This is a genomic window from Actinophytocola sp. (assembly GCF_036555685.1).
Classification (GTDB): domain Bacteria; phylum Actinomycetota; class Actinomycetes; order Mycobacteriales; family Pseudonocardiaceae; genus Actinophytocola.
In genome coordinates this window covers 1-24,271 of record NZ_DATBKY010000067.1, presented here as the reverse complement: position 1 = coordinate 24,271, position 24,271 = coordinate 1, and the positions used below count along the sequence as shown (strand labels likewise).

18 protein-coding genes and 1 pseudogene are annotated in these 24,271 nt (G+C 69.8%); 7 read left to right on the top strand and 12 right to left on the bottom strand.

Annotated features, from left to right (window positions below; genetic code table 11):
- Both zwf and VH969_RS07265 read right to left on the bottom strand, forming a co-directional pair.
- Positions 1–1,392: a glucose-6-phosphate dehydrogenase gene (gene zwf / locus VH969_RS07270; RefSeq protein ID WP_331972377.1), complete on the bottom strand. Its 1,392-nt coding sequence runs from the start codon at positions 1,390–1,392 to the stop codon at positions 1–3.
- A 55-nt stretch (positions 1,393–1,447) separates the two neighbouring features.
- On the bottom strand, positions 1,448–2,818 hold the full coding sequence (locus tag VH969_RS07265; RefSeq protein ID WP_331972374.1) for a chloride channel protein: 1,371 nt from the start codon (positions 2,816–2,818) through the stop codon (positions 1,448–1,450).
- A gap of 407 nt (positions 2,819–3,225) precedes the next feature.
- Between VH969_RS07265 and VH969_RS07260 the strand changes: the two genes are divergently transcribed.
- The gene (locus VH969_RS07260; RefSeq protein ID WP_331972371.1) at positions 3,226–4,011 is read left to right on the top strand and encodes a bestrophin-like domain; all 786 of its coding nucleotides are present in this window, start codon (positions 3,226–3,228) and stop codon (positions 4,009–4,011) included.
- 389 nt (positions 4,012–4,400) lie between these two features.
- Here the strand turns inward: VH969_RS07260 and VH969_RS07255 are convergent, their stop codons facing one another.
- The 3 genes from VH969_RS07255 to VH969_RS07245 form a co-directional block, all read right to left on the bottom strand.
- Positions 4,401–5,042: a hypothetical protein gene (locus VH969_RS07255; protein WP_331972368.1), complete on the bottom strand. Its 642-nt coding sequence runs from the start codon at positions 5,040–5,042 to the stop codon at positions 4,401–4,403.
- A 124-nt stretch (positions 5,043–5,166) separates the two neighbouring features.
- Positions 5,167–8,124 (bottom strand): ATP-binding protein, encoded by a 2,958-nt coding sequence (locus tag VH969_RS07250; RefSeq protein ID WP_331972365.1) that lies wholly within the window; start codon positions 8,122–8,124, stop codon positions 5,167–5,169.
- 19 nt (positions 8,125–8,143) lie between these two features.
- Positions 8,144–9,229: a class I SAM-dependent methyltransferase gene (locus VH969_RS07245; protein ID WP_331972362.1), complete on the bottom strand. Its 1,086-nt coding sequence runs from the start codon at positions 9,227–9,229 to the stop codon at positions 8,144–8,146.
- An 89-nt stretch (positions 9,230–9,318) separates the two neighbouring features.
- On the opposite strand from VH969_RS07245, the gene VH969_RS07240 reads away from it, so the two are divergent.
- Complete coding sequence (locus VH969_RS07240; protein ID WP_331972359.1) at positions 9,319–10,152, top strand: alpha/beta fold hydrolase; 834 nt, start codon at positions 9,319–9,321, stop codon at positions 10,150–10,152.
- A gap of 131 nt (positions 10,153–10,283) precedes the next feature.
- Here VH969_RS07240 and VH969_RS07235 read toward each other — a convergent pair whose 3' ends face one another.
- The 7 genes from VH969_RS07235 to VH969_RS07205 form a co-directional block, all read right to left on the bottom strand.
- A complete protein-coding gene (locus VH969_RS07235; RefSeq protein WP_331972356.1) occupies positions 10,284–10,991 on the bottom strand; it encodes a DUF2306 domain-containing protein in 708 nt (235 codons plus the stop codon).
- Positions 10,992–11,187: 196 nt separating this feature from the next.
- Positions 11,188–11,799 carry a LysE family translocator gene (locus tag VH969_RS07230; protein WP_331972353.1) on the bottom strand — a complete coding sequence of 204 codons (612 nt, stop codon included), beginning with the start codon at positions 11,797–11,799 and terminating at the stop codon, positions 11,188–11,190.
- A 126-nt stretch (positions 11,800–11,925) separates the two neighbouring features.
- Complete coding sequence (locus VH969_RS07225; RefSeq protein ID WP_331972350.1) at positions 11,926–12,834, bottom strand: diiron oxygenase; 909 nt, start codon at positions 12,832–12,834, stop codon at positions 11,926–11,928.
- A 60-nt stretch (positions 12,835–12,894) separates the two neighbouring features.
- Positions 12,895–14,175 carry an aminotransferase class V-fold PLP-dependent enzyme gene (locus tag VH969_RS07220; protein ID WP_331972347.1) on the bottom strand — a complete coding sequence of 427 codons (1,281 nt, stop codon included), beginning with the start codon at positions 14,173–14,175 and terminating at the stop codon, positions 12,895–12,897.
- A 145-nt stretch (positions 14,176–14,320) separates the two neighbouring features.
- Entirely contained in the window at positions 14,321–15,841 is a 1,521-nt protein-coding gene (locus VH969_RS07215) for an amino acid adenylation domain-containing protein (protein ID WP_331972344.1), read from the bottom strand.
- Positions 15,842–16,278: 437 nt separating this feature from the next.
- Complete coding sequence (locus VH969_RS07210) at positions 16,279–18,171, bottom strand: substrate-binding and VWA domain-containing protein (protein WP_331972341.1); 1,893 nt, start codon at positions 18,169–18,171, stop codon at positions 16,279–16,281.
- Between the two features lie 375 nt (positions 18,172–18,546).
- Positions 18,547–18,690 carry a hypothetical protein gene (locus tag VH969_RS07205; RefSeq protein WP_331972338.1) on the bottom strand — a complete coding sequence of 48 codons (144 nt, stop codon included), beginning with the start codon at positions 18,688–18,690 and terminating at the stop codon, positions 18,547–18,549.
- Between the two features lie 268 nt (positions 18,691–18,958).
- On the opposite strand from VH969_RS07205, the gene VH969_RS07200 reads away from it, so the two are divergent.
- From VH969_RS07200 to VH969_RS07180, 5 genes and pseudogenes are all read left to right on the top strand, one after another.
- Positions 18,959–19,303 carry a putative T7SS-secreted protein gene (locus VH969_RS07200; RefSeq protein WP_331972335.1) on the top strand — a complete coding sequence of 115 codons (345 nt, stop codon included), beginning with the start codon at positions 18,959–18,961 and terminating at the stop codon, positions 19,301–19,303.
- A gap of 115 nt (positions 19,304–19,418) precedes the next feature.
- Complete coding sequence (locus VH969_RS07195; RefSeq protein ID WP_527249149.1) at positions 19,419–20,837, top strand: DNA-binding protein; 1,419 nt, start codon at positions 19,419–19,421, stop codon at positions 20,835–20,837.
- A gap of 35 nt (positions 20,838–20,872) precedes the next feature.
- Positions 20,873–23,116, top strand: coding sequence for a catalase/peroxidase HPI (gene katG / locus VH969_RS07190; protein WP_331972329.1), 2,244 nt, complete (start codon positions 20,873–20,875; stop codon positions 23,114–23,116).
- 239 nt (positions 23,117–23,355) lie between these two features.
- Positions 23,356–23,817, top strand: a complete 462-nt coding sequence (locus VH969_RS07185) for an MSMEG_3727 family PQQ-associated protein (RefSeq protein ID WP_331972326.1) — start codon at positions 23,356–23,358, stop codon at positions 23,815–23,817.
- A 15-nt stretch (positions 23,818–23,832) separates the two neighbouring features.
- Positions 23,833–24,271 (top strand): annotated as a pseudogene (locus VH969_RS07180) (PQQ-binding-like beta-propeller repeat protein); the annotation flags it as partial.

Sequence of the window (24,271 nt, the reverse complement as noted above, 5' to 3'; positions counted from 1 at the left end):
TCAGCGTGGCATCCAGGGCGTCCGCCAGCCACCGAACCCGTCAGTGATCCCGTTGGCGGCTGCCGGACCCCAGGTGCCGGGCTCGTAGGGGTGCACCGGCGGTGGCGCGTCGAGCAGTGGTTGCATGACTCGCCAGGTCTCCTCGACGCTGTCCTGGCGGGAGAACCGCGTGCTCTTGCCGGTCATCGCGGCGTGCAGCAGGACCTCGTAGGGGGTGGGGCCTTCACCGCCTTCGTCGGCGAACTCCATGTCGAGCTCGATCGGCGCGATCCGGGCCACGTCGGCCCGACGCGCGTCGACCTTGATGCGAACTCCGGTGGACGGGTCGAGCTTCAGGACGAGCTGGTTCGGCTCCGCGTCGTGCCCGACGAGACCGAAACCCAGGCGGGGCGGCCGCTTGAACACCAGGCGCAACTCGGTCTGCGTCACCGGCAACCGCTTCCCGGTCCGGATGAAGAACGGCACGCCGGCCCAGCGCCAGTTCTCGATGTCGAGTCGCAACGCGGCGTACGTCTCGGTGGCCGAGTTCCTCGCCACTCCATCGATGTCGAGGTAGCCGTCGTACTGGCCGCGAACGTAGTGCGCCGGGCTAGCCTCCGCCACTGCCCGGAACAGACCGACCTGCGACTCCTTGAGTGTCACCGGGTCGCCCCGCGACGGTGGCTCCATCGCGGCGGCCGCGACCACCTGCATCAGGTGGTTGACGACGACGTCGCGCAGCGCGCCGACCGGGTCGTAGAAGTGGCCGCGGTCCTCGACGCCGAAGCTTTCCGCCATGGTGATCTGCACGCACTCGAGGTAGTTGCGGCTCCAGAGTGGTTCGAGAATGGCGTTCGCGAAGCGCAGGTGGAGGATCTCCTCGAGGCCCATTTTCCCCAGGTAGTGGTCGATCCGGAACAGCTGCGACTCGTCGATGTACTGGTGCAGCTCGTCGGCCAGGTCACGGGCGGAGCTCCGGTCGTGCCCGAACGGCTTCTCGATGACGAGCCGGGAGCCGGTGGTCAGGTCGGCCTCCGACAGTCCCTTGACGACCCGGCCGAACAGGAACGGCGGAATCTCCAGGTAGAACACCGGCGTCTCGGCGCCCTTGACGGCGTCGCGCACCCGCTCGTAGGTGGCCGGGTCGGTGAAGTCGCCGCTGACGTAGGACAGCTTCGCGGCGAACCGGTCGAAGACCGACTTGTCCAGCGTTCCGCTCGCCTCGATCGACGACCGGGCACGCTCGATGAGCTGGTCGAGCCCCCAGTCGTCGGCTGCCACCCCGACGACGGGACAGTTGAGCAGCCCGCGAGCCTCGAGCCGGTAGAGCGAGCGGAAGGTCATCACCTTCGCCAAGTCACCGGTGATGCCGAAGATGACGAGGACGTCCGCCGACCGTGCGTCCTGACTCATGGCTGTCGCTGTCATTTTGCTTCCACCTCCGCTGTCCCGCACCTGCCGTGCCGCGTTACGGCCGCCGGGCGTCGCCACGATCGCCCGTGGCGAGCGGCTGCGCGTCGCCCACTCCGGATGACTCCGACCGCGAGTCGTGGGCTGGGGTGGGCGCGAATCTGGCCGAAGCCACGTACGCGACCGTCACCGCCACGATCACCAGCGGCATGACGGCCAGACCATCCGTCCCGAGCAGCAGGGTGGGGAGCAGGACGGAGGTCAACGGGAGTCGGAGTATCACCACCGTCATGGCGCCGATTCCCATCGCGACACCGGCGATGAGCGGCAGCCCTGGCAGGTGCGACAACGCGATGCCGCCCGCCGCGCCGAGGAACATGGCCGGGAAGGTCGGTCCGCCACGGAAGGCACTCAGCGACGCACCGTAGGCGAGTCCTTTGCAGGCGATGAGCAGCAGCAGCGTTCCGACGGCATAGCTGTCGTGATCGGCGATGAGCGGGCCGAGTCCGGACTGTCCGGAGAACAGCACGTCCGAGGAGTGCTTTCCGGTGGCCGCGGCGTAGGCGATCGCGAGCCCGGCGATGGCCAGGGCGACCACCGGCGTGACCAGCAGCAGCCGCCGCTCGACGTGAGCCCGGAGCAACAACCCGAGCCATCGGATCGCCGTGCCTAGCGGCACAGCCATCACCCCGATCGCCACCGCCCACAGGAATCCGGCGCCAGTCGGATTCCCGGCCGGGGGAAGGTCGGGAATCGTCAGCGAGAAGGTGCCGAGACCGGTCCAGGCATCCAGGCCGGTGAAGATGAGGGAGCCGATGCCCGCGGCCAGCAAGCCGGGCACCAGCACCAGCCCCAACATGGCGCCGCCCAGCCCGGAGATCTCCATCAGCAGGAAGGCCCCGGTGAGGGGCGAACCGAGCAGCGTGCTGGCGGCAGCGAAACTCCCGGCCGCGCCCACGACCGACTGGCTGCTGGCGGGAGCGTCCGGCCTGAGGAGACGGATCGCGAGAACGCCGAGCCCCGCGCCGAGGGCGAACACCGGTCCCTCCGGTCCGAGCACGGCGCCCAGCCCCAGGGTCGCGGTGGCGGCGAGCAGGATGCCGGGAAGCGCGGTCAGCGGGGGCGGCCCTTCGCCCGCCTTGAACCCGTCTGCCGGTGACTGGCCACCACGGCCGGGCAGGTGTCGGATGGCAAGGCTGACCAGTACGCCCGCCAGCAGCAGCGGCAGAAGCGGCCACCACAGAGGTTCGGACTCGAATCCCACGGCCTTTGGCAGGTCCGTGAAGACCCATGCCTGCAATTTGCTGACCAACGCGAGGAAAAAGTAAGCCACTGCCGAAACGGGAATGCCGATGACAGCGGCGAGCAACAGCAGCGCGAGGTAGTTCCTGGATCGCAACAACGATATTGGATCGGATGGTGTCGTCACTGGCGGCCCTCCCTGCGGTCCAGCATGTCCGGCCATTCAGGCACTCGCCCGGACCAGATCCGTCCAGCTGAATGTGTCCGTCCAACGCGGCCAGACGCCTTTCCGAAAAGCTCTGCCGAACGCGCACTGGGTCCGCACCCGATTCAGGCTTGCCAGTCATATCACCTGTCCACGGGCAGGGGGAGATGCCACCAGGTTCATTTCCCGCAAAGGGGAGACAATGCAGGCGGCGGGACGCCTTGTGTCCGGCAGGTCGTCTGGGCCGGGTGATGCGCCACCACGACGGACCACAGGACAGTCGGACGGCGTCGATGGATGCGACTGCGCAGGCTCGGTGTCTGCCGGCCGGTACGGGGACTCGAAGACCGGCAACGGGTTGGTCGTCGGCGGCTGACATGGAGGTCCGCATGCTGTTCTTCGGGCTGAGTACGTGGGTTATCGCGCTGCTCCTGATGATGGTGATCGTCGGTGCCACCGTCGTCGGGCACCTGGTCGGCCGGCCGACACGTGCGAGGTCCGCGGATGTCAGGGAGCCGTTCGCGGTGATCCAAGCGGCGCTGATCGGGTTCATGGGTCTGGTGCTCGCGTTCGGCATCAGCCTCGCGGTGGGTCGCTACGAGGCCCGGCGGGCAGCCGTCGTGGATGAGGCCAACGCGATCGGCACCACGTACCTGCGGGCGCAGACGCTGGCCGAACCAACCCGGACGCAGTCCCTCGCACTGTTGCGGCGCTTCGCCGACATCAGCATCGAGCTGTCGCGAACGGTGCCCGGCAGCCCCGCCCAGCAGGAGGCCGTCGCCGCCAGCGGTGAGGTCGAGCGACGGCTGTGGAAGCTGGCCGGCCAGGCCCTCGCCGACGCCCCGACGGCGAGTGCGCCGCGGCTCTACGTCGAAAGCCTCAACGAGACCTTCGACGCGCAGTCCACTCGCGAGTACGGCCTCCTCAATCGGGTGCCGACCGCGGTGCTGGTCCTGGAGGTCGCCGGCGCGGCCATCGCGCTCGCCGCGCTGGCCGTGCACCTGGCCGCACTCGGCCGCGGCATACGGACCGTGCTGGTGGCGGCAATTGTCGTCGCCTTGACCCTGCTGGTCACTTTCGATCTCGACCGCCCCACCCGCGGCCTGATTCGCGTGCCCGACGACCCCCTGACGCAGGTTCGGAACTCGATGGATCTCCCGACCTTCGCGCGCTGACGCCGATGGGTTCGCATCGATCGTGTTCACCAGGCCGGCGCTCCGGTGATCGACTCGGCACCGGATCGCGGCCGGCGCGCGGTGGCCGTGGGGGAGGGCACCCCACCCGAGCCGCGCGATCTTCGGTCGGTGAACCGATCACGAGACGCTGCTCGACACGGACGACGTGGCGGCCGGGCACGCGGTCCCGGTTCCGGCGGTCCACTCCGGACCGAATCGTTCGGTCGCGGAAGCCGGCGCTCCCGGCGATCGTCGACCAAGCGCGGCTCGGCGGCGGAGTCCCTGTCTCGATGTCGGCGTGCAGCGCCGGACCCGCGCTGCATTGTCCTAACCGTCGCGTGCTCGATCGGTGAGCATGGTGCCTGCGACCGCGGGACAAGGAGTGAACGTCAACCTTCGGGCACCGCGCGGCGGAGTTCGGTCACCTCTGCCAGATCGGCCGAATCCCCTGTCTGCTCGTACCGGCGAGACAGCGCCGCCGCGAGGTCGCGCTGGGCCTGGCCCGGGCCCGCGGCGGCAACCGTCTCGCGGAGTACGGCCACGGCCTCGTCCACATCGGATAGTTCGGCGGTTTGCTCGAACCGGCGGAGCAGCGCCAGCCCGAGGATGCGCCGGCCGTCGGCCCGGTGCTCGAGTGTCTCCTGCCGGAACAGCGAGATCGCCCGGTCCAGGAGTTCGAGTTGGCCCGTCCGCTCGTGTTCCGCCAACAGCGCGAGGCCCGTGTCGCGCGGCGACATGAGCCCGAAGGTCAGCCGTACGTCCGGCGGCACCAGCCGGGGGTCGACCGTGTGGAGGTTGGTGTACAGGGCCTGCGCCATCCGCCGGTCGATCTCGCCTTCATCGGGCGGCAGCGCCTGGTACCGGCACAGGTGCAGCGCCGCGACGCGTCCGAGGCTTCCGGCGTCCGGCTCGCCCAGCGCCGTGAGCTCGACGACCAGGTCGAGCGCGCGTGCCTCGAGCACACCGGACGAGTCTCCATTGGCGTGCCGGGCGATGCGCGCGTCAAGATCCGCGAGGAGCCGCTCCTTCATGGCACACTATCTTGCCGCACGCCGGGCCTCGCATCACGCTCTTGGCGGCGTCGATGCCCCGGCTCCGCGGCGCGGGGCGTGGCCAGGTCACCCGCTCCGGTGGCGAGCAGTCCGGTGGCCGGGATCAGCCGACCCGCCAGCGCACCTCGCCGACAGGCCGATAGCCACAGTACGTTCCCGTGTGGACGGTCGCGCGCAGGTGCAGGCCGAGTTCGGGATGGGCGGTGAGGATGCGGTCGACCGCGTCGTGGATGCGTGCGGTCACGGCCTTGCGGGCGCGTTCGGCGTCGTCGCCAAGCCGACGGGGTCGCCGCCCCAGCCCCGCTGCGGCGGTGACCGCCCGGACCAGCTCGGCGCGCTCGGTCTCGTGGCGCTTCGCCTCCGCGTCGGTGGCGGCCTCGGCGATCGCGGTGTCCAGCTGCGCGATCCGGGCACGGTAGGCGCGCCGCGCGGTGTCGTCGAGCACCGGGTCGGCCCCGGTCGCCGCGACGGGCCGGCCGAGTAGCTCGGACGCGTGCACCTCGCTGTGCGGCGCGGCAAGCAGCGCCGCCAGGTCGGCCAGCCCCTTGCTGTGCGGGAGGAGCACCTGCCGGCCCTCGTACTCAATCGTCCACACCGGACCGTCCCGGTGGAATACCCGGTCTGGCGCGGCGGACAGCCGGTCCAGCTCGGCGCGGGCGTGTTCGGCCCAGACGGGCGCGCCCAGCCGGTCGTACTGCGCGAGGGCGGCCCGCAGGTGCGCGGTCGCGTCGGCGGAGCGGCCGAGCGCGGCGCACAACATGCCGAGGTGGTGATCTACCGCGCCGGAGTACGACGCGCAGCCGCCGACCACCACGTGCTGGCCGGCGAACGCGGCGAGCCGTGCGTGCGCCTGCTCGCGCTGCTCGGTGGACCCGACCGCGGCGGCGGTTGCCGCGGCCAGCGCGAGCATCTCCAGATAGGTCGGCTGGGGCACGGTGCCGACCGCGAATCCGCGGAACTCGGCCCGCGCCAGTTCCTGCTCGCCGGCGGCGAGCAGGACCGCCGCGCGCAGCATCGGCCGCATCGGAGCGACCGGGTCGGCGGGGTCCAGCTCGATCAGCGGCCCGGCCGGCGCCATGGGCCGGACCAGCCCGAGTGACAGCAGCATCGTGGCGTGCACCGCCTGCGCGTCCGGCTGTCCAATGAGGACACCGAGCTCGAGCGCGGCGGCGGCGTGCGCGATCGCGTCGTCGACGCGTCCGTCGACGAGCGCGAGCGTGGCGCGGCGGCTGCGCGCACCCCAGCGTCCGCGGGCGTGGCCGAGCCCGTCCGCGAGCCGTGTGTAGGCGTGTAGCTGTGCCCGTCCGTCCGGGTCCCCGAGCTCGAGGAGTGCCGTCGCGCGCAGCAGCACGGCCTGCGCGACGAGGTCGGGGTCATCCGCGCGGTCGGCCGCGGCGGTCATGTCCGCGATGATCGCCAGCCGATCGGTGGCGCTGCCCGGCCGCCACGTGATGTCGTGCTGGGCGAGCAACGCGAGGGTCAGCGTCTCCCCGTCGTCCGCCTCCTCGGCGAGCGCGCGCGCCTCGCGGACGACGGCGACCGCCCGCTCGGTGGCCGGCTCCGGCCGCTGGCAGAGGTCCCGGGCAAGCGCGGTGCGCACCCGGGATCGGAGGACGCGGGCATCGGGCGGCAGCGCGTCGGCGGCCTCGGTCAGCAGCCGGATGTGGTCGTCGGCCACCCCGCCGCTGCGGAAGCCCAGGCCGTGCAGGCCAAGTGCCGCACCGGCGAGCGCGACCGGGTCGCCGAGCCGCCGGGCCAGCTCGGCGAGCGCGCGGTAGGTGGCCCGTGACTCGTCGGTGCGGCCCGCGTGGTCGAGCGCCGTGGCGAGGTCCGCCAGCAGCTGCCGCCGTTCCGGCAGGTCCGGCCCGCCCGCGCCGAGGTCGAGCGCGGCGAGCGCGTCCCGGTAGTGCCCGGCCGCGTCCGCGTGTGCCGTCCGCCGAGCCGACTCGGCGCCCGCGAGGGCGCACGCGCGGGCGGCGTCGGCCGCGGACTGCGGCCCCGCGGCGAGGAACTGGGCCGCCACCTCGCTCGCCGGGACCGGCACACCCGCCGCGCGCAGTTCCACGAGCGCGTGTCCCGCCGCGGCGTGCAGCGCCGCCCGCCGGCCCGCGGTCAGCTCCTCCAGCAGCGTCTCCCGGTAGAGGTCGTGACTGAAGAGCAGCCCCTCCCCGGTCCGGGTCAGCACCCGGGCGGTGGTGGCTTCCTCAAGGACGTCCGCGCCGGCGTCGGTCAGCCGCCCCAGCAGCTCGGGCCGCACGACCCGGCCGCACACCGCCGCGACCGCGAGCAGCTCCGCGCATGGCTGGGAGAGCCGAGCGAGGCGGCTGAGCAGGATGTCCCGGACCGACTCCGGCACCACGTCACCGGCGCCCGCCTGCACCAGCCGGGTGAGCTCGCGGACGAAGAGCGGGTTGCCACCCGAGCGCCGCCACACCTTCCGCGCCAGCTCGCGGTCCGGGCGCGGGCCGGCGACCGCGGTCATCACCGCCGCGACGCCGGCCTCGTCCAGCCCACGCAGCGGCAGCACCTGCGCGAGGCCGGCGAGCCCCGCGCCGAGCTCGCGATACGCGCCGAGCAGCAGTACCCGGGCGGTGCCGAGATGCCGCGCGAGGAACTCGAGCAGCCGCAGCGACGCGTCGTCGGCCCATTGCAGGTCGTCGAGCACGACGACGAGCCCCGCGTCGCCGCTGAGCCGGGTGACCAGGGCCGCGGTCGCGTCGAACAGCCGGAACCGGGAGTCCGCCGCGTCGGCGCCGGGCGTCGCGCCGTTGCCGGGTCCCGCCACGATCTCCGCGGCGGGACCCAGGGCGGCGGCCGGCACCCCGCGCAGCACCTGGATCCACGGCCAGTACGGCGGTGCGCCGCCGTCCCAGCACGTCGCCCGCAGCACGGTGCAGCCGCGCTCCGCGGCCTCGGCCGCGACCCGGCCCAGCACCGCGCTCTTGCCGATTCCCGGCTCCCCGGTGACCAGCAGGAGCTGCGTGGTCCCGGCGAGCGCGTCGTCGAGCGCCGCACGGGCCGTGGCGAGGACCGTGTCGCGGCCGACGAGCCGTTCGGACACGGTCACAGCATGCGCCCGGCTACGGCCGCAACTCCAGTAGCAGGTTCATCGGCGCCTCGACGGCCAGCCGGCGCACGGTCCGGAACCCGGCCGCGGTGGCCACCTCCCGCAGCCGCCGTACGCCGGCCAGCGTGCCGAGCGGTGCGGCGGTCGCGGGGTCCGCCTGAGACAGCGCGTTCGGCGTGCAGACCAACGTGGACACCGAGTAGAACATCCGTCCGGCCGGGTTGAGGTTGTCGACCACGTCGTCGCCACCGGGCGGCTCGACGAGCAGCACCGCACCGCCGGGGGCGAGCGCGTCCCGGGCATGGGTGAGCGCGCCCACCGGGTCGCCGAGGTCGTGCAGGGAGTCCACGAAGGTCACCAGGGCGTAGCCGGCGCCGGGGAAGTCCGTCGCGGCGGCGACCTCGAACCGGACCCCGCCCCGGCCATCCCCGGCGGCCGCGCGCGCCGCGGCGACCGACCGGTCGTGGTAGTCGAACCCCGTAACCGCGGCCGCCGGGAACGCGGCCGCGATCATCCGGGTCGGCGCGCCGTACCCGCAGCCGATGTCGGCCACGTGCCCGCCGGCCGCGAGCGCGCCGGGCACGCCGTCGAGCTCGCCGATGGCGGCAGCCAGCAAGTCCTGGCTCAGGTTGATGCGGGTGAACGCATCCGTGCCGGCCCAGTACTCGGGGTCACGCTGGTGCCAGCCGAAGCCGGTCCCCGTCCGGAACGCCTTCTCGAAGTCGGCGAACCCTCGTCCCATGGACGCGAACATGTGCGCGCACGCGTCGACGATCGCCCCGCCGGGTGCCTGCAGCATCGCGACCTCGACGGCCTGGGGCAGGCTGAACGTGTCCGCACCGGAAAGGCCGCCGTGGTGAACGAGATAGCCGGCCGCGGCCTGGGCGCGCAGCCACTCGCGCACGTACGGCTCGATCAACCCGGTACGGGCGGCGACCTCGGCAGTGGTGAGCGGACCGGCGCCCGCGAGCGCACGCCACAGCCCGCAGCGCACGCCGAGCGCTGTCATCACCACGCCCAGCCCGGCACCGAGCTCGGTCACGATACGGTCCATCACCTGGTCCGGCGAGGTCATGTTCTCGGTGGTCTGCGTGATCATTGTGGCTCCTCCGTCACATGGGTGGTCCACCCAGGAGGCGCCAGATCCCGCCTGGCGCGCCGCCAGACCCGTGGTGGCGCCCACCGGGCATGAGCACCGCGAACGTGAACGGAACCGCCATCTACCACGACGAGATCGGCGCGGGCCCCGCCTGCCTGGTCCTACACGGCGGCCTCGGCCTCGACCACACGAGCTACCGCGGCCTCGACATGCTGGCCGACCGGCTGCGGATGATCTACTACGACCACCGCGGCAACGGCCGCTCGGGCCGCCCGCCGCTCGACACGATCACCATGGCGCAGCTGGCCGACGACGCGGCCGCGCTCGCGACCTGCCTGAACGCCGACCCGGTCGTCGTCATCGGCCACTCCTACGGCGGGTTCGTCGGGCAGGAGCTGGCCCTGCGCCACCCGGACAAGATCGCCGCGCTGATCCTCGCCGACACCTCCGCCGGCGGGCCCGGCGCCACCGACTCACCGGACGACGACCAGGGGCCGCCGCCACCGCCCGAGTGGCTCGCCGCGGTGACCGCCCGGCCGCGCGACGACGCGGAGTTCGCGGCTGGGCTGCGCGCGCTGCTGCCGCACTACCTCGGCGAACCCGGCAACCTGGCCACGGTCACCGCGGCTTTCGAGAACACGATCTTCGACGCCCGGACCATGGTCCGGTCGATGGAGGTGCTCGCGACGTGGAGTGCCGCCGACCGTCTGCCCGCGATCCGGGTGCCCACCCTCGTCGTGGTCGGCGCCCGGGACCGGATCACCCACCCGGCGCAGACCCGGCGGATCGCCCGGCGCATCCCGGGCGCCGAGGTCGTCGAGCTGCCCCGCAGCGGGCACTTCCCGTGGCTCGAGGAACCCGACCGGTTCGCCACCGCCGTGCGCGGCTGGCTCGCCGACCGGCTCACCACCGCGGCACGGTGACCTCATCCGGCCGCGACTTCGGCGGCGCGCTGCTCTCCGTGTTCAGGGGCACGTGCCGCCGCCAGGGCACCACGGAGGGTGCGCATCGGCCGCCGTGACCGTGGCGCGGTCGGCGGACCGTTGTAGCGGTGTCAGGCCGCCCGCTTGCGGATGTGGTCGGCCGGTGAACTCGCCGGGAACTGAACCACTGCCCCCGAAGATTCCGTCTCCCCACGCGTCGTCGCCGTCGCGGCGCGCGCGGCCGTGCGGTCCAGCCACCACTTCACGGCACCGAGGTTGAACAGCGGGCCAACCCAGCGCAGGGTCTCCAACATGTAGGGAAACTGGGCGGGGTTCGGGAAGAGATGCGTCAGGACCACGCCCCACACGACGGAGGTGGCCATGGCGAAGCTGTACAACATCCAACGGCGGTGCCGGACCTCGTTGCCCTGCCGTATCGCGAGGTAGCCGATCAGCGTGGTGACGAACCAGCACGCTCCCGTCGCGCCGGCCCCGATATCCGCCTGCCAGCTGTTGTTCAGATACACGATCGGCAATATGAGCAACGACGCGGACAGCGCGGAGAAGACATAAACCCTGCCACTCCAGCGGTGCACGGCCGGAAAGCGGATCCGCAGCCACGGCCAGATTCCCAGGCAGAGGGTGACGATCGCGCCCGTGGCGAGCAGGACGTGGGCCTCGGCCAGGGCGAAGTCCAGGGTCGGATGCGTCTGGTTGAGCTGTGCGGGCTGCCTGGCCGGGTCGAATCTCAAGAAAGGCGGGACGGAAATGATCAGCGTCGCGAGCATCACCGCCGAAACCGGGATGACCCACGAGTTCTGTCGCCAGCCTTTGGTCATTGGGTCGAGTCCTCCATAAAAGCGCGCGAACTATTGAGGAAGACCCCATTGTGACGCGCTGACCCGAGCGGCAGACATCTCCAGCGTTGCGGTATGGCGGCACTCCCAGAGTGCGGTCAATGTCGTGGGACGCACGACACGAGGGTTGACGCGCGCCATCGCCAACAGGTCGCCGGCCGGCGTGATCGGGATCCGGTCAGAGGCCAAGGAGCAGCCGGACGGCAAACACGCCGAGCACCACTGCCATGAGTCGTTGCAGCAGCAGCCTGGTACGCCCGGTCAGGACCCGTTCCCGCATTCGGTAGACCAACTCGACGAAAATGATCAGCCAGGTGCTGGCGAGACTGAGGTAGACGGCCGCCAACACGACCATCGAGGAGATGGGCGGCAGGCCTGCCGGCACGAACTGGGGGAGGAAGACGAGCAGGAAAACCGCCGACTTCGCGTTGGTAGCGGCGGAGAGCAACCCGATCGCGAATGATCTACCGCTGGCCGGCTCGATATCCGGGCCGCGGGCCGTGGCCGGGCGGAAGGTCTCCCACATCGTCCATGCGCCCCAGAACAGCAGTACCGCCGCCCCGGCGACCTGCACGGCGATGAACAGGCCGGGGTAGGTACGCAGCAGCAGCGATACGCCGGTAATGGCAAGGCACACGTGCCCGACACCGCCGGTGATCATGCCGGCGACGGCCGCGAGTGCGGGCGCGCGGCGAGCGGAGCGCAGCACCGTCTGGGTGATGAGTGCCGCGTCCTGTCCCGGGGTGACGATCACTACGAGCGAACTGACGAGGAAGAACATGCTGATCATGATTTGAGCTACGTCCAGAATTCCGCAGGTGCTCGAAACTACGTCGGGTTCTTCCAGGTGCCGAACGGTTCTTCCCGGCCCACATGAGGCCGCCATGACCGTGCCACGTGGCCGCTCATGTGGCCCTCACAGAAGCTGATGGGCGGCAAAGGCTTCCTCGGCGCCCGGTACGTCCAGGACGCCGGCGGACCGGAAGGTCCGCACGGTGGCCCGGCAGACGTCCGCGTTGCTGCCCGTCTCTGCGTAGACGTCGGCGACGACGGTCGCCGCGGTCGCGCCGTCCACACCGGACATGAGCAGCGAGGCACGCACCGGCTCGACATCCCACGTCAGGCAGGCCTGGACCAGTGCTGGCAGGGTGTGCGCGACCGGCTCGCGGAGACGGTGGTCCAGATTGGCCCACAGCTCGTGGAAGAACTGGGCGAAGAACCGGTGGTGGTGGCCCTCGTCCTTCGCGTGGTCCCGGGTGAGATCTCGCACCGCCGTGATCACCGAGGGGTCGTTCGGAATCTCGACCAGCACGGCGGTGATGAGGGTCTCGAACACCACGGTCTGCAGCAGTGGCACCAGGGCGGGTTCGTCGGGCAGCAGGCGCCGCCCGGTCTCCTCGAGCCAGTCGACGATCCCGCCGTAGTTCCATTGTGGAATCGCCACACCGGTGGCGGATGCGATCTGATCCGCCAGGTCCAGGCTGTAAAGCGCGTGGTAGCCCTCGTCGCAGTAGACCTTGAACGCGTCCATGCGCTTGGTGTTCGGCAGGTCGAGTCCCGCGCGGTTGTTGGCGATCAGCTCCGCGGTGGTGTTGACGACCCTGGTCTCCAAGTGCGTGGTCGACATCAGAAACTGGTACAGGTGCCGGATCGTGAGCGCGCGCCGCTCTGACTCCGGCAGGTCGGCGAGCGCTTCGTGCGCGAGGTAGGGCACGAGGCGCTGGGGATAGAAGACCTTGCCGGCGTCGGTCTCGTCGGCGAACATCCGGCGGATCCCGCTCCGCACTCCCGCGATGTCGTACCACTGCTCGAAGGGGCTGTTCATGACGTCTCCAACGCCCGGATGAGGCGGTTGATGCCGGTCGCGACGGTGCTGGCGTCCTGCTCACCCACCATGCTGTCGTCCCACACCGGCGTGCGCTCCATGCTGCCCCGCTTCGGCGGCTTGATCCATGCTGATCCCGTCTGAGACCGCCACTCGCACGGGTCGGCCGAGGGTCAGTGACTCAAGCACCGAGCACAGCCGGGCCAACTCCTCCGACGAGTTGTAGTAGTGCACCGACACCCGCAGCAGGCTGTTGAGGCCCCGCATCTGCATGTCGACGCATGCGGCGTTCTCCAGGCATACCCACGTGTTGATACCGGCCCGCTGCAGCTCTGCCCTGACCGACGCCGCGTCCCAGCCGCGCACGGTGATGGCGACGGTGCCGCATCGTTCCTGACCGCGGTCCAGCACCGTCACTCCGGGGATGCGGGTGAACTCCGCACGCAGGTCGGCGGCCAGGCGCCGGATCCGCGGCCAGGTGTGCTCCACTCCCCAGGCCAGCGCGTAGTCGATGGCGACACCGAGTCCGATGCGGGCCGCGCAATTCGCCTCCCACGTGTCGAACCGGCGGGCGGCAGGAGCGAACCGGTAGGTTCCGGCGGTCCACTCGACGCCGTCCAGCCCGAACATGGCAGGCGTGAGCTGTTCGGCGAACTCCCGGCGGGCGAACAGGAATCCGGTGCCGCGCGGACCCCGCAGGTACTTGCGGCCGCAACCCACGAGCATGTCGCAGCCGATCTCCTCTACGTCGATGGGCATCTGCCCCACCGACTGGCAGGCGTCGGCCAGGAACGGGATCCCGTTCTGCCGTGCCACCTGGCCGATCAGTGCCAGCGGGTAGACCAGACCGTCGTGCGTCGGCACGTGGGTCATCGCGATCAGCTTTACGCGTTCGTCCAGCCTGCCCCGCAGTTCCTCCACGCTCACCAGACCGTCGGCGTCCACGGGCAACACCTCCAATCGCACCCCGTGGCGTTTGGCCAGGTGGAGCAAGGAGAGGTAACAACTGCCGTATTCCATCGGCGAGATGAGCACTCGATCGCCGGCCCGCAGTGGAACGCTGGCGAGTGCCGCCGTCCAGGCTCGCGAGGCGCTGTCGAACAAGGCGACTTCCTGGCTGTCGCAGTTGAGCAAGGCGCCGACAGCGGCACGCCCGCGTTCGATCGCCTCCTGTGCGCGTTCAGCGGCCTCGTAAGAACCTATCTCGCTCTCCAGCCGCAGATGGCCAACCATCGCGTCGATGACGGGCTTCGGCGCGAGGCTGGCGCCAGCGTTGTTCAGGTGTGCGACGTGGTTCACGCCGGGTGTGTCCGCCCGCGCCTGCGCGAGATCGAGGTTCATTCAGTGAGCTCATTTCTGTCCTTCGGGCATGGCTGAATCAACCACCCTTTGGCTTGAATCAACCAGCCGGTAGTGCGACCGGGGACGCTTGCGTATGCGAGGACCAGGAAGTCGAGGAGATCCTGAGGGGCCGACCGCTCGTGGGTCACCGCGGCGACGGCAGCGCGTCGCGGTCCAGCTTGCCGCTCGCCCTCAGCGGCAGCCGGTCGAGCACCGTCATGGTGGCCGGCACCAGGTATTCGGGCAGCCGCGCGCGTAGGAAGTCGAGCAGGTCCTGAGAGGTCGACCGCCCGTCGGTCACGACGTACGCGGCCAGCACGCGCGCGGGGCCGTCCCCTCGGGGCACCACGGCGGCGTCGGCGACGCCGGGGTGTGAGGTCAGCACGCCAGCGATCTCACCCGGTTCGACCCGGAAACCGCCGATCTTGACCTGATCGTCGTTACGGCCGAAGAACTCCAGCACTCCGTCGGCTCGCCGGCGGACGATGTCACCTGTGCGGTAGACCGCAACGGGCTCGCCGTCCGGGCCGACCGGGAGGCTGACGAAGCGAGCGGCGCTCTCCTCCGGTTGGTTCACGTAGCCGGTCGCGTTGCCGCCACCACCGAGGCACAACTCGCCATCCTCGCCGTCTTCGGCGAGGCTGCCATCGGAGCGAACGACGTAGCAGGTGGTATCCGAGATGGGCACGCCGATCGGCACACTGATCGCGTCCGGCGGCAGGTCGGTGATCTCGTACGCGGTTGAGAAGCAGGCGATCTCGGTCAGACCGTAAGCGTTGATGAGGTGGGCCGGCCGGCCGTGTTCGAGCACCCGGCGGGCCGCGTCGGCCCGCATCGCCTCACCGCAGACAATCGCGTACCGCAGCCCGGCGAACAACTCGGGCCGCGTGGCGGCCATGTTGTGGAAGATGCTCGTGGTCAGGAGTAGAACGCTGATCCGCTCCCGTTCCAGCACCGCGTGCAGTGCCGGCGCGGACAGCAGCACCTCCCTGGGGACCGGCACCAGGCAGGCACCGTTCAGCAGTGTCGCCCATATTTCGAAAACCGAGACGTCGAAGGAGAGCCTCGCGGCGTGCAGCACCCGGTCCGTTGGCTCGACGTCCGCGAAGCCGTTGTCGATGCAGAGCCTGATAACACCACGCTGCGGGACGGCCACGCCCTTCGGCCGGCCGGTCGTGCCGGAGGTGAACATCACGTAGACGGGAACCGCCGCGTTCGGCGTCGGCGGTCCGTCAGCGCCTGAGCCACCGGCGTCGAGCACGTCGGCGAATTCGAGTACCTGTCCGTCGGCGACTTTTGCGCCAGGTAATTGGACCACCGCCGCCGCGCCGCTGTCGGTCAGCACGCGACGCTGCCGGTCGGCGGGCAGCGCCGGGTCCAGCGGTGCGTACGAGAGCCCGGCGCACACCGCGCCCAGTATCGCGACACAGAAATCCTGGCCACGCTCGCCCGCCACCGCGACAACCGCGCCTTCGGGCAGTCCGAGGTGCCGTAATCCGCGAGCAAACCGCTCGGCGAGCGAGCCGAGTTCGGCGTAAGTGAGTTGCCCGTCAACTCCGGCGATCGCGGGCCGGTCAGCGTGTCGGCGTACCTGAGCCAGGAACAATTCGGCGAGTGGCTGGTCGTATACGTCGGTGATCGGTTCGGTCGCTCCGCTAGCGTGCATGTGGATCTCCGGTCCGGTTGGTTCTGCCTTACCCGGCCAGACTAGTACCAGGAATTAATGATCAAAGCTCTTGAAACGTGAGCGGCGACCCGGCAACTAAAGGTCCACGTCATCAGAACTTTGAGCGACCAAACACGAGTGAATTGCATCCATGTAACTACGCCAAACCGTTGAACTAGTCTGCCGTGCCATTACTCGGGCCGGCATCGATAATGTTGGACAGTCACCCCTACGGCGGAATGCGGCGGGCGTTCGGCTGATACGGTGAAAAGATCCTGCGGCTCTCGGCGCGGAATATGGGCGACATGAGCGGCCCGCTCTACGAACTTCACGCCATGGCCAACTACGTTGGGCGTCCCCGGAGCAGAGGTGCGGCCGGCTCCGACAGGTCGCTCGTTGGAGCCGCTGACTCCCGCCTCGCCTGCGGACGGACGACGTCAGCCGCCGGTGGTGCCCGGTTGGCAGGTGGGAGGTTGGCAGAGCATGAGGGAGAGTGCGGAGTAGAACACGTCGCCGATCTTGGCGGGGTCCGGTGCGACGAACGCCTGGCCGCCGGTGACCTTGGTGAGCGCGGTGAGCTCGGCGGCGTCGACGTCGGGGCCGATGCCGATGCCGATGAGCTTCAGCGGACGGCGGGGGTCCCGCAGTTTGCGAAGTTCGTCGCGCAGCTGGTCGCGGGTGATGTCGCTGTCGTTGTCGTCCTGGCCGTCGGTCATCACGACCACGGTGTTGATCCGCCCGGCTTCCCAGTTCTGGGTGGCCTCGCGGTAGGCGGCCAGTATCGCGTCGTAGAGCGCGGTGTTGGTCTGTTCGGCCCGCACGTTGCGTAGCTTCTCCACGGCACCGTTGGCGAGTTGCTCGCCGAGGGGCTTCACCGGCAGCAGTTCTCGATAATCCCGGTCGCCGTCGAGGTGGGTGGAGTAGAGCCACACGCCGAACTTGGTGACGGGGCTGAACAGCTTGGTTCCGGCGACCGCGGCCTCGATGGTGGTCTGCATGCGGGTCTTCCCGGTGCCCGGTACCTGCTCGTTCATCGACCCCGACACGTCCAGCAGCACCTGCAGCCGGCCGGCGAGGTTGACCGCCGCCCAGGCGTTGAGCACCCCCTCGACCTCCGGCGCCTTCGGGGTCGCCGTCGCGGTGACGGGGTCGGCGGTGGTGCGGTGGTCCCGCGGCCGGTCGCGCAGGGCCTTGCCGTCCGGGGTGCGGAACCCGGCGTCGCCGAGTGCTTCTCTGCTGTCGTGGTCGAACAGCCGGTCGAGGAACTTCTTGGCGGCCTCTCGCTCATCGGTGGGGATCTCGGGTAGCACGGTGTACGGGTAGTCCAGCGTAGGCACCGCGGATTTGACCCGAGGGTCCGGGTAGACCGCGACCAGCGGCGATCCTGCTCGGCGGGCGTTGTGCCGGAGCACGTCGTGCTCCGAGGTGGGAAACGCCGTGAGCGGCTTGTCCGAGTGCGCCGCGCCCGGTAGCCGCGCGGCCAGTTCGGATCGCTTGGCCACCGTGTTCGCGGACAGGGTGCGCAGGGCCACCGTGGTGGCCGATTTCGGAGCTGACTTGAATAGCTTCTGCAGCCCGAACAGGGTCGCGGCGCCGACCGGATCCCGAACGGGGTCAGGGAAGCCGACGGTGAGCGGTCCCTTGCCCGAGGCGAGGCCCCGACCGATCACCTGGTCCCAGGTCAGCGACTTGTTCGGCCATCCGACCTTGGACGCTTCGGACTCGGCGACCGCGAGTACCACCGGCGAGCCGGCGATCGAAGTCCCGGTCACCGGGGTGTCCCACGCGCCCGCCTCCTCGCCGCGCCGCAACGACAGGGTCGACTCGGGGATCCACACATCCGGCCGCTCGGTGCCGTCGGAGACCGCGACCGACTCCGCCACCTCGGCCGACTCGCGGCTGGACACCCGGACCTGGTAGCAACCCTCCCCACCTTCCTCGGACACCCGCCGGCCGATCTGGGTCACCGCCGGCGCGATGTCTGGCGCCGCCGCCACGGTGACCACCGTCTTCGAGTCACAGCCGGCGGCGTCGAGCTGGTCCCGAAGAACGTCGAACGCCAACCAGCCCACCAGCACGACCACGAGCAACATACTCAGCACCAAAGGCGAAGATCGCCTGCGTCGCCGCCCGTCCGGGTAGTGCCGCCCCACCACGTCTGCTCCAATCGCTCCACGCACCGAGTGCGTCGTTGCGAGCCATTGAAGACCCGACACGTCGGGTGGCAGTAGAGCCGTGAGTCGGTCCCGTACCGGAAAGACCCGGATTATTGGCAGGCGCTGCCCCCACAGCAACAACCTGCCGGCCGCGCCGTCGAGCAGGGCGGGCACCTGGGCTGAGGTCGTAGGGCTCGCGTGCCAGTCACCGCGCACCGCGTTCCACGCGCGCGGCCTCATGTGACGGCCGCTGGCCCTGCTGCTCACCGCGGACGGCGCCCGACGGTATGTCCACACCGGACGTGGAGTGCGCAGCCCAGAGGTTCCGGCGCGGGCCGCCGGTCTTCGCGCACCGTCTGTCCGGCAAGTGGTTCCGCGCCACCGAGGAGATGGGCTTTCCATCGGGATGCTGTCGGCGCTGTCCGGCGAACGGTTGAAGGAGTCGATCAGCCGCTCGGCCGGAACCGCCCGCTGGTCCGCCGAACCGATCGCGCGTCCGGACGGCACGACGGCACTCGCGCTCACCGCGAAGGACTCGCCCTGGACGGTCTACGTCTCGACCCGGGGCGAGCCGAAGCTGCTCGGCATCGACGGCCCACTCGCCTCGACCGGGCAGAAGCTCCGCCGGGGCGCCCAGGACGGCTCGTACCCGATCGCCCGGGTCAGCACCGACGACGCGGACGACCCGTGCAAGAAGGCACCGACAAGAACCTCGACGACGCAAAGGATCAGGTCGACTCCGCCCCCGCGGCACCGCCTACGCCGGAGCAGAACCGCGGTCCGGTGCTCACCGTCAATGCGCCGCCGACCGGCATCTGCACGACCCCGAGTTGCCCCACACCGATCGTCGTGGTGAAACGCCGGAGACGAGCCGGCGTCCGGCATCGTCTCGGTGACCTCGTCCAGCGGTGGGGGCGGCACGCGACCGTTCACCGGGGGCCCGAACGGCTCGGCGCAGACGATGTTCCAGGTCGTCAATCCGGCCAACACCATCCCAACCCGGCCACACGACACCGGCCACGGTCACCGCCGTACTACTCGGCCTGACCGGCACGATCACCTGCTCGACTCACGGTTCCCGAAGTCGACGAACGTCTCGGACGGTCTGATCGGCATGCACATCCCGCGCTGGTCGGGCTCGGCGGCCGACGCGTTCTGGGCCGCCTTCGCACCGCAGGCGGCCAACTGGTACCAGGTGTGCGACAGCTTCTCAGGCGGAGCGAACGAGCTGCGGGCGTACGCAGGCGAGCTACGGGCCACACACGCAGTCCGGGAGGGAGGTGCGAAGCCCGACAACGGTACCTAGGGTGGGGAGTGCCGGTCTGTGACGCAACCAGGACCAGTGACGAAGCAGGAAGACGCGCGACGCAGCGCCCGGTCCGCCGAAGGCTCACCTGCGCGCACGCCGTCGGGCGTTGGTGATGGACCAAGGGTGGTTCTCCACCATGAGGGATGTACATCGGCTCGAGCCCATCTCGGCGAACCCGGGCGGCAACACCGTGCTCGCAGCGTGGGAACGGTTCGTGCACGGCGAGGATCAAGTCCCGGGTGTCCGGCCCGAAGTGGCGATATCTTGGCACCGCTGCCGAGAGCAGTACCGGGTCGACCCACACCTCACCCACGCTCCGGTAGCCGTCGCAGACGCCGGACATACTCCCGAACACGATGTCGTGTTCGCTGAGCTGGGTTTTCGTGCCGCATCCGTGGCAAACGACGTGGGCAACGTCGGTGGTGTCGTCACCGTCACCGATGCCACCGGCCGGATCCTGTCCGAGTGGGGTGACCAAGCCACGCTCGTCAGAGCCACCGACTCCAGTCTGGCGCCATGGTTCTGCTGGTCCGAGTGCGCGGCCGGCACCAATGGCATGGGCACGGCGCTCGAGGCCCACGGCCCGGTACTGATCAGGGGCGCGGAGCACTGGTGCCAGGCGTTCCACAACTGGTTCTGCGAAGGCGTCGCGGTGCGTGACGTGGTGACGAGGGAACCGATCGCGGTCCTGAACATCTCCTGCTGGCGCAGCCAGCTCCCCGCCTCCGCGGGAAGCTGGCTGGCGAACGCGGCCACCTTGACCCAGCGCACGCTCAAGGGGCGCGCCCGGGACAGCGGCGCGGAGTTGGTCGCGGCATTCACCCAGGCCAGGGCCCGCTCGAGTGCTGCGCTCGCCGTGCTTGACACCGCGGGCAAGGTGGTGATCGCCGACGAGACGGCCAGCGTGCTCATGGGCGTCCCGGCCGCCACCCCAGCAGTCGACCCCACGGTGCGATGGAAGCCCGGGCTGCCGGAATTGTTCGTAGCCGCCCGGTATGCCAGTCGCCAGGCAGCCCGCAATCCCGACTGGGTCGGCTCGACGCAGATCTTCACGCACCTCGCCAACGAGCCGACCTCGATCAGCATCCGACCCGTCTTCGGCTTCGGTCGCCTGATCGGGAACCTGGTCTCGTTCGGTGCCTCCGAGGGGGCGCAGCTGCCCCAGGCGGAGGCACCCGCGCACCCTCCGGCGCAACCGCGCCGAGTGGTTGCGACGCGCAACAACCGGATTGTGCTGCTGCGGCTGCCGGAGGTCTCGTTCGCCGAATCGGAAGGAAACGACGTGTGGCTGTCCACCGACCAGGGGCGATTGCGAGCGGCGTATGCGGGCCTGGACAAGTTCGACGGTGAGCTCGCGGATGCCGGCTTCCTTCGGGTGCACCGCCGTTACGTGGTCAACCTCAGCCGCATCCGCGAGATCGAGCGCGGGGTCAAAGGCGAGCTTTCCCTGGTCATGGACGGCCGGACGAACACGATGGTGCCGGTTTCGCGGCGGAACGCGCCGGCCTTGCGTCGTGCGCTGGACATCTGAGTGCCCGGCACACCTGCGTTCTCGAAAGGATTCCCGTGTCTGACAGCCCGGACGCCGTCGTCGGTGAAATGAACGTCGGGCTTGCGGGCGGCCTCGGCCTCTCCGTCTCGGCCGGGCACCGCAGCCACCCGACTGGTGGCGCGAGCAACCACGAGTGGTGGCCGAACCAGCTCAACCTGGCGATTCTCCGGAATCACCCCGTCTCGGCCGACCCCATGGGGGAGGACTTCAACTACGCCGCCGAGTTCCAGACGCTCGACCTCGACGCCCTGGCGAGGGATGTCGACGAGGTGCTGACGACCTCGCAAGAGTGGTGGCCGGCCGACTTCGGCCACTACGGGCCGCTCGTGATCCGGATGGTGTGGCATTGCGCTGGCACGTACCGCATCCAGGACGGCCGCGGCGGCGCCACTGCCGGCATGCAACGCTTCGCGCCACTGAACAGCTGGCCGGACAACCGCAACCTCGACAAGGCGCGGCGGCTGCTGTGGCCGGTGAAGAAGAAGTACGGCCGTAGGATTTCCTGGGCCGACCTGATGATCTTCGCGGGCAACCGCGCCCTGGAGACGATGGGCTTCACGACGTTCGGCTTCGCCGGCGGCCGGGCGGACGTCTGGGGGCCCGACGACATCTACTGGGGCCCCGAGCGTGCCTGGCTCGGCGACGAACGACACGCCGGCGTCCGGGAGCTGGCGAACCCGCTGGCCGCCGACCAGATGGGCCTGATCTACGTCAATCCGGAAGGCCCGAACACCGTCCCTGACCCGCTCACCTCGGCCCGGGACATCCGCGAGACGTTCCGGCGCATGGGTATGAACGACGAGGAGACCGTTGCGCTGATCGCGGGCGGGCACACGTTCGGCAAGACCCACGGCGCGGCCGACCCGGAACGCCACCTCGGCCCCGAACCCGAGGGCGCCCCGATCGAGCAGCAGGGCCTGGGCTGGAGGAGCAGCTACGGCACCGGGAAAGGCGCCGACGCCATTTCCAGCGGGCTCGAAGGTACGTGGACACCCACGCCGACGAGGTGGGACAACAGCTTCTTCGAGACTCTGTTCGGCTACGAGTGGGACCTGGAGCTGAGCCCCGCCGGTCTGTGGCAGTGGATTCCGAGAGCCGGCGGCGGAGCCGGCACCGTCCCGGACGCCCACGACCCGTCGAAGACACACCCCCCGACGGTTCTGACGACGGACCTCGCGCTGCGGTTCGACCCGGTCTACGAGCCGATCTCGCGGCGCTTCCTGGAGAACCCGGACCAGCTGGCGGACGCGTTCGCCCGGGTCTGGTTCAAGCTGACGCACCTCGACATGGGCCCGATCCAGCGCTACCTCGGACCGCTGGTCCCGCAGGAGCAGCTACTCTGGCAGGACCCGGTCCCGGTCGTGGACCACGAGCTCGTCACCGAGGACGACGTCGCCTCGCTCAAGGCCAAGGTACTCGAGTCGGGGCTGTCGATCGCCCAGCTGGTCTCCACCGCGTGGGCGTCGGCCTCGACGTTCCGCGGCAGCGACAAGCGCGGCGGGGCCAACGGGGGGCGCATCCGCCTCCAGCCGCAGCGCGGTTGGCACGTCAACGACCCGGACACGCTGGCGGAGGTGCTGAGCGCCCTGGAGGGGATCCGGGACTCCTTCAACAGCGCCCAGACCGGGAGCAAGAAGATCTCGCTGGCCGACCTCATCGTGCTCGCCGGATGTGCGGCGATCGAGCAGGCTGCCGAGGCAGCCGGCTACGACATCGAGGTCCCCTTCGCCGCCGGCCGCACGGACGCGTCGCAGGAGTGGACCGACGTGGGGTCGTTCGCCTCGCTCGAGCCGTCGGCGGACGGGTTCCGCAACTACCACGGGAAGGGCAACCGGCAGCCGACTGAGTCCCTGCTGATCGACCGCGCGAACCTGCTGACGCTGAGCGCGCCCGAGATGACCGTCCTCCTTGGGGGCCTGCGCGTGCTGGGCGCGAACTCCGGGCAGTCCCCGCTGGGCGTGTTCACCTCGACCCCTGGGTCGCTGACCAACGACTTCTTCGTGAACCTGCTCGACATGGACACGGAGTGGACGCCGATGACCGGGGACACTGACAACCCCGAGACCTTCGAGGGCCGCGACCGCACCACGGGCGCGGTCAAGTGGACCGGCAGCCGTGTCGACCTCGTCTTCGGCTCGAACTCCGAACTGCGCGCTCTCGCCGAGGTCTACGCCAGTGACGACGCAGGGGAGAAGTTCGTGCACGACTTCGTGGCCGCCTGGCACAAGGTCATGAACCTCGACCGATACGACCTTTAACGGCGGCAAATCGGGTACGAACGGTAGCCGACTGCGGACGAACGGCGTAGCCCTCCCGAATTGGCGCTCGCCCTTGTCGGTGCGATTCGCCCGGCGTAGAGTGCTGTTTGAATCGTGATTTTTCCAATTCGTGGACCAGAATCCTGAATTTGGCCATTCGAGCCAATTCTCATATGAAGTTGCGTATTTTGCACCCCTAAGCAAGGTGCGGGATTCTGGATGAGGAGGTGAAGCTCCCGATGACGACCACGCAGGAGCGAGTCGACCTGCTGAACAAGCTCGGGTTGGACGCGCAGAACAAGGCGTCACTGGGTCAGGTTCTGGGGACCGGGCGCATTGGGCAGGCGACGGAGAAGGCCGATGGCCGAATGGCGGCGACAATCCGGATCCGACCAGATGAGATCAGCTGGGATCCTTCGATTCTGGTATTGCCCCACGGGGGCGATATCGACCTCGAACTTATCAATGACGACCTGAACACCCACTGCGCGCTCCTCCCGAGCAATGGCGACAGAAAATTCATTTGGCTGGTGAACCATTCGAAAGGGAGAGCGACCCTCAACCTCGACGGCCCGGGCTACTACTGGCTCAGCTCACCCACGGGCAACGACGAAGGCCGGGGGCTGACCGCCGCCATTGTCGTGCTGGGAGACGTCCCACCCGAGGCTCGCCTCGACCGTCCCGACCAGCCGCGGCCATAGATTGGAGGAGGCACAATGACCGTCGAATATGTGGACGCGGGCGAGGCTGTCGACCAAGGAACGCTGAGCGGCAAAGTCGCAGGGGGAGACGTTGCGCCGCCGGTGGTTCGCGACCTCGGCTACGAGCGCATTCTGAACGCCTCGTCGGAGCCCCAGAACTGGCTCACCTACTACGGCGCCTACAACGGACAGCGGTACAGCCCGCTGGACCAGATCAACACGGAGAACGTCAAGCGGATCGGCCCCGCCTGGATCTTCCAGGCCGGCATGACCGGCCTCATCGCCGGCGCGTCGACCTACTCGTTCGAGGCCGCCCCGATCGTCGTCGACGGGATCATGTTCCTGGCCGGCTGGGACGGCTGGGTCTGGGCCCTCGACGCGAAGACAGGTATCGAGATCTGGCGGTACAAGCACGCGGTGCCCTTCGACGTGTCGCTGTGTTGCGGGAACGTCA

Coding starts and splice junctions, on each gene's coding strand:
- VH969_RS07185 (WP_331972326.1), top strand. CDS start 23,356: ATGACGACCACGCAGGAGCGAGTCGACCTGCTGAACAAGCTCGGGTTG.
- zwf (WP_331972377.1), bottom strand. CDS start 1,392: ATGAGTCAGGACGCACGGTCGGCGGACGTCCTCGTCATCTTCGGCATC.
- VH969_RS07260 (WP_331972371.1), top strand. CDS start 3,226: ATGCTGTTCTTCGGGCTGAGTACGTGGGTTATCGCGCTGCTCCTGATG.
- VH969_RS07220 (WP_331972347.1), bottom strand. CDS start 14,175: ATGAACCTCGATCTCGCGCAGGCGCGGGCGGACACACCCGGCGTGAAC.
- VH969_RS07235 (WP_331972356.1), bottom strand. CDS start 10,991: ATGACCAAAGGCTGGCGACAGAACTCGTGGGTCATCCCGGTTTCGGCG.
- VH969_RS07255 (WP_331972368.1), bottom strand. CDS start 5,042: ATGAAGGAGCGGCTCCTCGCGGATCTTGACGCGCGCATCGCCCGGCAC.
- VH969_RS07245 (WP_331972362.1), bottom strand. CDS start 9,229: ATGATCACGCAGACCACCGAGAACATGACCTCGCCGGACCAGGTGATG.
- VH969_RS07240 (WP_331972359.1), top strand. CDS start 9,319: ATGAGCACCGCGAACGTGAACGGAACCGCCATCTACCACGACGAGATC.
- VH969_RS07195 (WP_527249149.1), top strand. CDS start 19,419: ATGGACCAAGGGTGGTTCTCCACCATGAGGGATGTACATCGGCTCGAG.
- VH969_RS07225 (WP_331972350.1), bottom strand. CDS start 12,834: ATGAACAGCCCCTTCGAGCAGTGGTACGACATCGCGGGAGTGCGGAGC.
- VH969_RS07230 (WP_331972353.1), bottom strand. CDS start 11,799: ATGATCAGCATGTTCTTCCTCGTCAGTTCGCTCGTAGTGATCGTCACC.
- VH969_RS07215 (WP_331972344.1), bottom strand. CDS start 15,841: ATGCACGCTAGCGGAGCGACCGAACCGATCACCGACGTATACGACCAG.
- VH969_RS07200 (WP_331972335.1), top strand. CDS start 18,959: ATGTTCCAGGTCGTCAATCCGGCCAACACCATCCCAACCCGGCCACAC.